The sequence below is a fragment of the Streptomyces sp. NPDC030143 genome, assembly GCF_055573695.1.
This window is the reverse complement of record NZ_JBVIAY010000050.1, coordinates 1-8,308: the sequence shown is the minus strand read 5'-3', so window position 1 is coordinate 8,308 and position 8,308 is coordinate 1. Positions and strand designations below refer to the sequence as shown.

General features: G+C 69.0%; 12 protein-coding genes. All 12 read left to right on the top strand.

Features of this window, described 5'->3' with window-relative positions; all coding sequences use genetic code 11:
• Positions 1–378: 378 nt before the first annotated feature.
• The 12 genes from ACZ4YY_RS37150 to ACZ4YY_RS37095 all read left to right on the top strand — a co-directional run bounded on the left by ACZ4YY_RS37150 (position 379) and on the right by ACZ4YY_RS37095 (position 7,992).
• Positions 379–735: an SCO3933 family regulatory protein gene (locus tag ACZ4YY_RS37150; RefSeq protein WP_468299775.1), complete on the top strand. Its 357-nt coding sequence runs from the start codon at positions 379–381 to the stop codon at positions 733–735.
• The gene (locus tag ACZ4YY_RS37145; RefSeq protein WP_468299773.1) at positions 735–2,111 is read left to right on the top strand and encodes an FtsK/SpoIIIE domain-containing protein; all 1,377 of its coding nucleotides are present in this window, start codon (positions 735–737) and stop codon (positions 2,109–2,111) included. The genes ACZ4YY_RS37150 and ACZ4YY_RS37145 overlap by 1 nt, the downstream gene beginning before the upstream one ends.
• Before the next feature lie 82 nt (positions 2,112–2,193).
• The gene (locus ACZ4YY_RS37140; RefSeq protein WP_468299771.1) at positions 2,194–2,403 is read left to right on the top strand and encodes a hypothetical protein; all 210 of its coding nucleotides are present in this window, start codon (positions 2,194–2,196) and stop codon (positions 2,401–2,403) included.
• A 25-nt stretch (positions 2,404–2,428) separates the two neighbouring features.
• Positions 2,429–3,031 (top strand): DUF2637 domain-containing protein, encoded by a 603-nt coding sequence (locus ACZ4YY_RS37135; protein ID WP_468299769.1) that lies wholly within the window; start codon positions 2,429–2,431, stop codon positions 3,029–3,031.
• Between the two features lie 11 nt (positions 3,032–3,042).
• Entirely contained in the window at positions 3,043–3,234 is a 192-nt protein-coding gene (locus tag ACZ4YY_RS37130) for a mobile element transfer protein (protein WP_360246300.1), read from the top strand.
• Between the two features lie 9 nt (positions 3,235–3,243).
• The gene (locus ACZ4YY_RS37125) at positions 3,244–3,438 is read left to right on the top strand and encodes a hypothetical protein (RefSeq protein WP_252545166.1); all 195 of its coding nucleotides are present in this window, start codon (positions 3,244–3,246) and stop codon (positions 3,436–3,438) included.
• A gap of 17 nt (positions 3,439–3,455) precedes the next feature.
• Positions 3,456–3,701: a SpdD protein gene (locus tag ACZ4YY_RS37120; protein ID WP_468299795.1), complete on the top strand. Its 246-nt coding sequence runs from the start codon at positions 3,456–3,458 to the stop codon at positions 3,699–3,701.
• A 116-nt stretch (positions 3,702–3,817) separates the two neighbouring features.
• On the top strand, positions 3,818–5,164 hold the full coding sequence (locus ACZ4YY_RS37115; RefSeq protein WP_468299793.1) for a replication initiator: 1,347 nt from the start codon (positions 3,818–3,820) through the stop codon (positions 5,162–5,164).
• Positions 5,140–5,334, top strand: a complete 195-nt coding sequence (locus tag ACZ4YY_RS37110) for a helix-turn-helix transcriptional regulator (RefSeq protein WP_069926930.1) — start codon at positions 5,140–5,142, stop codon at positions 5,332–5,334. Before ACZ4YY_RS37115 ends, ACZ4YY_RS37110 begins: the two co-directional genes overlap by 25 nt.
• Positions 5,331–6,704 (top strand): tyrosine-type recombinase/integrase, encoded by a 1,374-nt coding sequence (locus ACZ4YY_RS37105; protein ID WP_468299767.1) that lies wholly within the window; start codon positions 5,331–5,333, stop codon positions 6,702–6,704. The genes ACZ4YY_RS37110 and ACZ4YY_RS37105 overlap by 4 nt, the downstream gene beginning before the upstream one ends.
• Positions 6,705–6,787: 83 nt before the next feature.
• Complete coding sequence (locus ACZ4YY_RS37100) at positions 6,788–7,033, top strand: hypothetical protein (protein ID WP_468299765.1); 246 nt, start codon at positions 6,788–6,790, stop codon at positions 7,031–7,033.
• A gap of 71 nt (positions 7,034–7,104) precedes the next feature.
• The gene (locus ACZ4YY_RS37095; RefSeq protein ID WP_468299763.1) at positions 7,105–7,992 is read left to right on the top strand and encodes a nuclease-related domain-containing protein; all 888 of its coding nucleotides are present in this window, start codon (positions 7,105–7,107) and stop codon (positions 7,990–7,992) included.
• Positions 7,993–8,308 lie beyond the last annotated feature (316 nt).

The window sequence follows — 8,308 nt, the reverse complement described above, 5'->3', positions numbered from 1 at the left end:
ATTGCGCGCCCTCGCAGGAGAGTTGGGCGTACACGAAATGCGGACTGGTACCTGAAGTACTAGACAGTACTTGGAGTGCGAGTTACTCTGGTTGTCGTCCGAACATCCCTTCGCATCCAGCGGAGTTGGTGACGCGGGCAGGCGAACGGGCCGGGGTAGGAAGGCAGACCTGCGCCGGCGCGTGAGCGAAAGAGGCCACAGACAGAGATGTGGCCTGAGCGGGAGGCAGCCCACTCAGGCCGGGTGCGTCGTTGGCATCAACGCTCTTGGAGCGTATCGCGCCCAGTCGCTATGCGGTCAACCTCCCGTTGCGTAGTCATTCCTCACTCAATGCACCGGTATGCGTGCATACGGTGCAGCGCAAGGGAGATCAGATCTGTGCGTGTAATCCGTGTGGAGACCTCGGCAGCCACCATCCTGCTGACCGAAGCTCCGGAACCGAAGGTCCGGGACCGGCAGACGGGCGAGATCGCGAAGGACGCCATCAGTGGCGAAGCCCTGATGACGATCGGCGTCGTCTACATCGAGGACGGCGAGTCCTCCCTCATCAAGGTCACCGTTCCGGAAAGTGGCGTCACCGAGGGCTTGGCGCTGGGCGCCCCGGTTTCGCTGGTGGGCCTGGTGGCTCGCCCCTGGGAGAGCGTGTTCAACGGCCAGCAGAGGCATGGCATCGCCTTCCGTGCTGCCGCGGTCACGCCGGCCGAGGTCCCGGCGCCCGTCGGGGCCTCCGCCTGATGTCGGACTGGACGACGCTGCTGGAGGTAGGTGGTCCCCTCGCCGCGCTCGGCGGAGGGGCCGCCTACATCCGGGCCCGTCACCCGGGCGTCTACTGGTCCACGGTCGGCCTGCCGATATCGACGGCCCGACTCCTGGGCTCGTACGGCTCCGTCATGGAGGCGTGCGGCCTGACGGTGCAGCCTTCCCGGCTGCGCGCGCTCGCCGTCAAGACGACGACTCGGCGTGAAGTCCGGCCGGTTCCCCCGCGCCGGGGCATCATCCGGCCCACTTCCACCGGACTGCGGCTGAGACTGCGACTGGCTCCCGGCCAGGAACCTGCGGACGTCGCCGCCTCGGCGGAGCGGCTGCGGCACGCCTGGGGCGTCCATGCCGTGTACGTGAAGGACGTCAAGCCGGGTGTGGTCGAACTGCGACTCGTCGGCTTCGACGTGCTGCGCGATGTGCGGATGCCCAGGAAGGCGGGCGGCGGACTGCTCAAGGTGCCGGTGGCGCTGAGGGAGGACGCGACGGCCTTCGTACGGGACTACCACGCTGTGCCGCATCAGCTCACCCTCGGCGCGACGCTGTCGGGTAAATCCATGTACCTGCGGCACCTGGTGGCCGGACTGGCACGGCAACCGGTCGCACTAGTCGGGATCGACTGCAAGCGGGGCGTGGAGCTGGCGCCGTTCGCTCCGCGCCTGTCGGCTCTCGCCACCGATCCACGGCAGGCGGCCGAATTGCTGCCCGTCCTCGTACGCGAGATGGAGGACCGGTACGACCTGATCAAGGCGCGTCAGGGCATCGCCCCCGGCACCCCGGACGAGGAGATCACGTCCGACATCTGGGGCCTGCCGGAACACCAACGACCGGTACCGGTCGTCTTGTTCGTCGACGAGGTGGCCGAACTCTTCCTCGTCGCCACGAAGAAGGACGAGGAACGGCGGGACGAGATGGTCACCCACCTCATCCGGCTGGCCCAGCTCGGCCGGGCGGCTGGCATCTACGTGGAGGTGTGCGGGCAGCGCTTCGGCGCCGAGCTGGGCAAGGGCGCGACCATGCTCCGGGCCCAGCTGACCGGCCGTGTCTGCCACCGGGTGAACGATGAGGCCTCCGCGAAGATGGCCCTCGGCGACATCGCGCCGGAAGCGGTTGACGCGGCCTGTTCCATCGCCCCGGAACTACCCGGCCTCGCGGTGGCAGGTGACACGTCCGGCGGCTGGTCCCGCATCCGCACGCCGTTCCTGTCTCTCGCCCGCGCGGCTGAGGTCTGCCGCGAGTCGGCTCACATGGTCCCCGACCTGCCCACGCTCGAACCGTTCCGACCCGCAGTGACGGCCCAGCCGACCGACGTCCCGAACTCGCCCCTCAGCCCGGTACCGGTCACCGAGTAGGCCACTCACTACCCCCCACGGCCGGCACGTCCGTCTCGTGCCGAGTCCCTACCCCGGCACGCCCGAAAACGAGGGAGCCTCCATGTCCCGCCCGTCCGTTTCCGAAGTCCACGCGTTTCTGAGCGACCTGAAAGACCACCGAACGTTCGGAGCCGGCGACTACGCCGAGCTGATGAGCCGTAAGGCCGAACTGCTGGAACGCATCGCCGCCGACCGGCCCGGCGACATGGAAGCGGCCGAAGCCGCCTCCGCTGCCCGCGCGCGAGCCGACGAACTCAAGCCCACCGACTGACCCCACCCACGGAAGGGACGCAACTGTGCGCGCCCACTTGGCCCGCGTCGACGCGGTGCTCGTTCAGGCGGTCATCGCCGCCGCGCTGTCCTTCGCCCACCTGCACGACCTGGCCGCAGCCGCCGGACAGGACGGCTGGAAGGCGTGGGCCTATCCGGTCTCCGTCGACCTGCTGTTGGTGGCGGCCTGGCGGCGACTGCGCTCCGGTGCGTCGAAGGCGGCCGGATGGTGCTGGTTCCTCGTCGCGCTGACCGCGTCGCTCGGGGCCAACGTCGCCACGGCCGGCCTTCTCGACCTGGACGCCGTACCCGCCTGGCTGCGGATCCTCGTCGCCGGATGGCCCGCGGTCGCCTTCCTCGGCGGCACCCTCCTTGCCCACACCACACACGAGACGGCCGCGGACCCCGCACTGGTGACCCCGGAGCCGACCACAACGGCTCCGGAACCCGTACAACGACCGGCAGTCGTCTCTCCTCGCCCATCGGTCCCGGCCGCGCTCGTCGCACACGCCCGCAAGGTCGCCGACGAACACCGCACCCGGACCGGATCGGCCATCGACACCTCGACCCTCCGTGCTCGGCTCGGCGTCCCCGCACCACTGGCCGAAGCCGTGGCCGCACAGCTCTGAGAGGAGCATCCATGCCCGCCAACCCGCGTTTTCGCCGGGTCGTCCGGATCGGCCCGGTCCAGGTCGGCACGTACTACGACGGCCGGGGCCGTGAGAAGCACGCCGCCGTGTGCACAGCTCCGCGCTGTGGCTTCTCCGCCGACTACGACAGCCGCACCGCCGCCGAGCTGGCCGCCCGCACCCACCGCTGCCGCGTCCGCTGAGGAGACTCCGTGACCGTCTCGCTCCCGCTCGTCTTCGTCCTGGGCGTCATCGCCTGGGCCGCGATCAAGTTCCTCGGCGTCCGCCTCTGGGTCGCCGTCGTGATCGCCCTGTTCGGCTTCTGGCTCTCCCACACCTTCCTCGCCCCCGCCATCGAGACCGGTACCCGCACCGGCGTCGACGTCGTCGACGGCACCGACAAATGACCAGGAGGCCCGCCATGCTGTTCCGCCCCCAGCTCCCCGACGCCCCGCACCCACCCACGACCCTCACCGGGCAGCACCAGGTGCAGGCTCCGGTGCCGTCCGCCGTCCGCCCGCTCACCCCCTACGTGGGTGCGGTCGCCGCGGTGGTCGTCGTCGGCGTCGTCCTCACCGCGCTCCTGCTGGCTCTCGCCGTCACGGCCGTGTCCGTGGCCATTTCCGCCGTGATCCTGCGCTCCCTCGTCACCGGCGCCACCAGGCGCTGACCGGCCACCGGGGCGGCAACAAGCCGCCAAGCATCCCGCCGCCCCGGGGCCGTCCCTCCCGACCGCCGAAACAGTCGAAAGGAACTCCCATCATCACCCGGCAGACTCCGCCCCCGCTGGCGGAACTCTCCACGCTGGCCTCCCTCGGCACCCTGCCCGAGCTGGCCCGCCAACTCTCCGGCTTGGGCGGCTGCACCCACCCCGTCCGCCTCGACGGCCACCGCACCGCATACGCCGTCGACACCCGCACGGGCGAGATCGGCACCGTCCTGCACCACCTCGACTCCGCCGCCCTCCCGGCCGGTCAGCTCCTGGTCCGCTGCAACAACCGCCGGGCCACCCGGTGCGCGGCCTGCGCCGAGGTCTACCGCCGCGACACCTACCACCTGATCACCGCCGGACTCCGCGGCGGCAAGGGCACCCCCGACCAGGTCGCCACCCACCCACGCGTCTTCGCCACCTTCACCGCCCCCGGCTTCGGCCCGGTCCACAACCGGCCCACCGACGGCCGGGGCATGGTCCGCCCGTGCCGCTGCGGTGTCCGCCACGACCAGGACGACGCCGCACTCGGCACCCCGCTCGATCCGGACCACTACGACTACGACGCGGCCGTGCTCTGGAACGCGCACGCCGGGGCCCTGTGGCGGCGCTTCTCGATCTACCTCCGCCGGGAGGTCGCCAAGCGCGCTGGCCTCACCCAGCGCACCTTCCGCCACCACGCGCGGATCTCCTTCGCCAAGGTCGCCGAGTACCAAAAGCGCGGAGCCGTCCACTTCCATGCCGTCATCCGCCTCGACGGCCCGGAAGGCGGTCACACCCCGCCGCCGGCCTGGGCGACGGCCGAACTCATCGCCGACGCCACCCGTGCGGCCGCGACCGCCGCCCGGATCGACGGCCCAGTTATCGACGGCCGTGCCCACACCTTCGCCTTCGGCCGCCAACTAGACGTCCGCACGATCCGCTCCGCCGACTTCGACGGCGGCCAAGAGCTGACCGAGCGGGCCGTAGCGGCGTACATCGCCAAGTACGCCACCAAGGGCGCCGAGACAGCGACGGGAGCTCTAGACCGGCCGCTGAAGTTCGCCGCCGAACTGGCCCAGTTCGACATCAGCGACCACGCCCGCCGCCTCATCCGCACCGCATGGACCCTCGGCGCCCGCAAGGACCTCGAACACCTCCGTCTGCGCGCCTGGGCCCACATGCTCGGTTTCCGCGGCCACTTCTCCACCAAGTCCCGCCGCTACTCCACCACGCTCGGCGCCCTCCGCACCGCCCGCGCCGACTGGCGACGGGCCCAGACGGCTCCGCCTGTCCCGCAGGACGGCGACAGCACCCTCGTCCTCGCCCACTGGGTGTTCGTCGGCACCGGCCTCAGCGCTGCCGAGAACTGGCTTGCTGCATCCCTTGAACCTGCCATCGGAACGGAAGGAGAACCGACATGGACCACCGTCACGACGAGCTGATGACGGTCCGCCAGGTGCTCGACGAACTGGGCGGTGTCTCTCGACGGACCTTCTACCGCTGGCGGGAGCTGGGGCTGGGGCCTGAGGCGTTCAAGCTCCCCAATGGAGAGCTCCGAATCTGGCGGAGCGACTTCGCCACGTGGCTGCGACAGTTGGAGGCGGCGGCGTGAAGTCTCTCGACGTGAAGGTCTGGGGCGTCCGAAAGCGGGACACCAAAACGCCTTCGTACGGCGTCCGCTGGTCCGTGGCCGGCAATGTCTTCTCCGAGTCCTTCCGCACCAAAGCGCTCGCCGACCACTACCGCACGAAGCTGATGCGGGCGATGCGCGACGGCGAGGAGTTCGACACGGAGTCGGGCCTTCCGGCCTCGATGGAAGAGAAGAAGTCGGCCGTGTCGTGGTACGCCTTCGCCCTCAGGTACCTCGCCATGAAGTGGCCCCATGCCGCCCCCAACACACGGGACGGCATCAACGAATCGCTCACCAGCGTGACGGTGGAACTCCTCGACGACCGCGCCGGACGTCCGTCCGATGAGGCGATCCGCAAGGCGCTCCGCAACTGGGCCTTCGTCTTGCCGGGGCCCGACGATCGGGAAGTCCCGGACGACGTGCGGAACGTTCTCCACTGGGTGTCCAAAGCCTCTCGACCGCTCGCTGATCTTGCTGAGCCCGCCACGGCCCGCGCAGTCCTCGACTCGCTGAAGCTCAAGCTCGACGGCACGGCAGCCGCGGCGGAAACCGTGCGGCGTAAACGTCGGACACTCGTCAACGCCGCGAATTACGCCGTCGACCTGGGGGAGCTGCGTGAGAACCCGATCACAGCTGTCCGCTGGCAGAAGCCGAAGGTGGCCAACCAGGTGGACCCGCGCGTTGTCGCCAACCCGGAGCAGGCTCGCAACCTCCTGGCGGCCGTTTCGTACGTGGGCGGGTACCGGCGCGCCCGTGGTCGTCGCCTCGTGGGTCTGTTCGCCGCCATGTACTTCGGTGGCCTCCGGCCGGCGGAAGCGGTCGGCCTCGTCGAGACGGACCTGATCCTTCCCGAACGGGGTTGGGGCTCGGCCCTGCTCCACCGGACCCGCCCGTCGGTCGGCAAGCAGTGGACCGACTCGGGGGAGACCCACGACGATCGCGGGCTGAAGAACCGACCGACCGAGGACGTGAGGCGGGTGCCGATCCCGCCTCGCCTCATCGCCGTGCTCCGCGAGCATCTGGCCACCTTCGGTACGGCTGACGACGGACGGCTGTTCTTCAGCGAGAAGGGTTCGGTCGTCCCGTCCTCGACCTACTACCGTGTGTGGCAGGAGGCCCGGCTCCTCGCGCTCCCGCCGACCGTCGCGTCCTCGCCGCTCGCGAGTCGGCCGTACGACCTCCGGCACTCGGCGCTGTCGACGTGGCTGAATGCCGGTGTCGACCCGACCGAGGTTGCCGAGCGCGCCGGCAACAGTGTCGAGGTCCTGCTGACCCGTTACGCGAAGTGCCTCGACGGACGGCAGGACGTTGCCAACCGGCGAATCGACGATCTGTTGCGCGAATACGAGTGATCGCATGAAACCTGGGCCTCATACTTCCGGCGTGGGGCAACAACGTATGCGGTGTCCTGCGCGGTTGTCGGGATGCCTCCGCGGTGGCCCAGCACTTCGTGCGGACGGGGTGGAGTTCGAGGTCGTTCTCCTGGCACGCCTATGAAGTCGAAACCAGCTGGTGCCAGGTGGAGGTCGAGCCGATCGTGGGTCCAGACGTCCTCCTGAATGGAGTCGTCGACCCTCAGCGCTTCGACGAACTCGGCGGCGTACTTCGCTGCCTCGGTTTGAGCTACTCCCTGGAGCTCTACCAGGGAGACGACACACTGGTCCGTGAGATGCACGTCTGATCACTGAGTCCACGTGTGAGGCCCCGGCATATTGTCCGGGGCCTCTCTCGTTTTGAGCCCTACCTGCTGCGATGCTTCGGGCTGAGAGCGGACGAGGGGGGCTCGTGGATCTGAAAGTCACGCGCTGGAAGCGGTACGGACATGATCGCCTGTACGCGAATCTGCCCGATGGGACCGCAGTCGGCTGGGCGGACGTGAGGGCGGGAGACATCACCGTCTTGGTCGCTGAGTATCGCGAGGACGTGATCGCCGTGCTGACACACCACTTACGGGACAGCCCCGAGCCAATCTTGCCGCAGAGGGCACCTGGAGCTGGAGCCCGCCCGATGCTGCCGCCTCTGACACCGGCGGACGACCTGTCCACCAACCGTCCCGGTGAATCCCTCCGCGACCTGCTCGACAAATCCGGCCCGGGGCTGATCGAGCGAGTGGTCTCACGGCTCCTGCGGCGCCCTACCGAGTGGGACTCATGGCGTAAGGGACTGGCGGGGGAGAGACGAGTTGGAGCCGAGCTGAACCGCTTGGAGCGTCATGGATGGCGGGTCCTGCACTCCATCCCCCTGGCCAACCATGTGGACGTCGATCACTTGCTGATCGGGCCTGGCGGGGTGTTCAGCATCAATACGAAGCACCACCACGACAAGGCCGTATGGGTCGGCGACGATGCCGTGAAGGTCAATCACGGAAAACCGGCGCCCTACGCGCGCAAGAGCCGGGCGGAGGCCAAGCGTGTGGTCCGGGTGCTTGAGCACTACTGCGGCTTTCCCGTACCGGTCGAGCCAGTACTCGTCTTCGTCGGCATCACCGATCTCAAGGTGGTCGCCACGCAACTCAGCGTTCGGGTGTACCAAGAGCGTCAAGTAGCGGCTCTGGCGCCGCTCTCAGGGGTGCTGACGGTCGAGCAGGTCGAGCAGGTGTACAGCGTCGCTCGCCATCGTCAGGCCTGGAGCAAGGCTTGAGCCGACCCTTTCAGCGGGGCATCGATCATTCCCATGGGTACTGCGGGCAGCCTCCACGGCGCGGCCGTCGTGTGGGAGAGGTCGTCTGGCGCTGATGCGGACTCCCGTCCTTTCGTTGACCTCACCTGCGGCGATGTCCCAAGATCCCGTCCACGCCTCGTCCACGGACCCCGACATGCGCCCGCTCCGGGCTGCATCCGCCTGCACATACGCGAAGACCCCGTCCTCAGCGAAAGCGCTGATGGCGGGGTCTTTGGGCACCTGAACCAAGGTGCCCCCGGCAGGATTCGAACCTGCGCACACGGCTCCGGAGGCC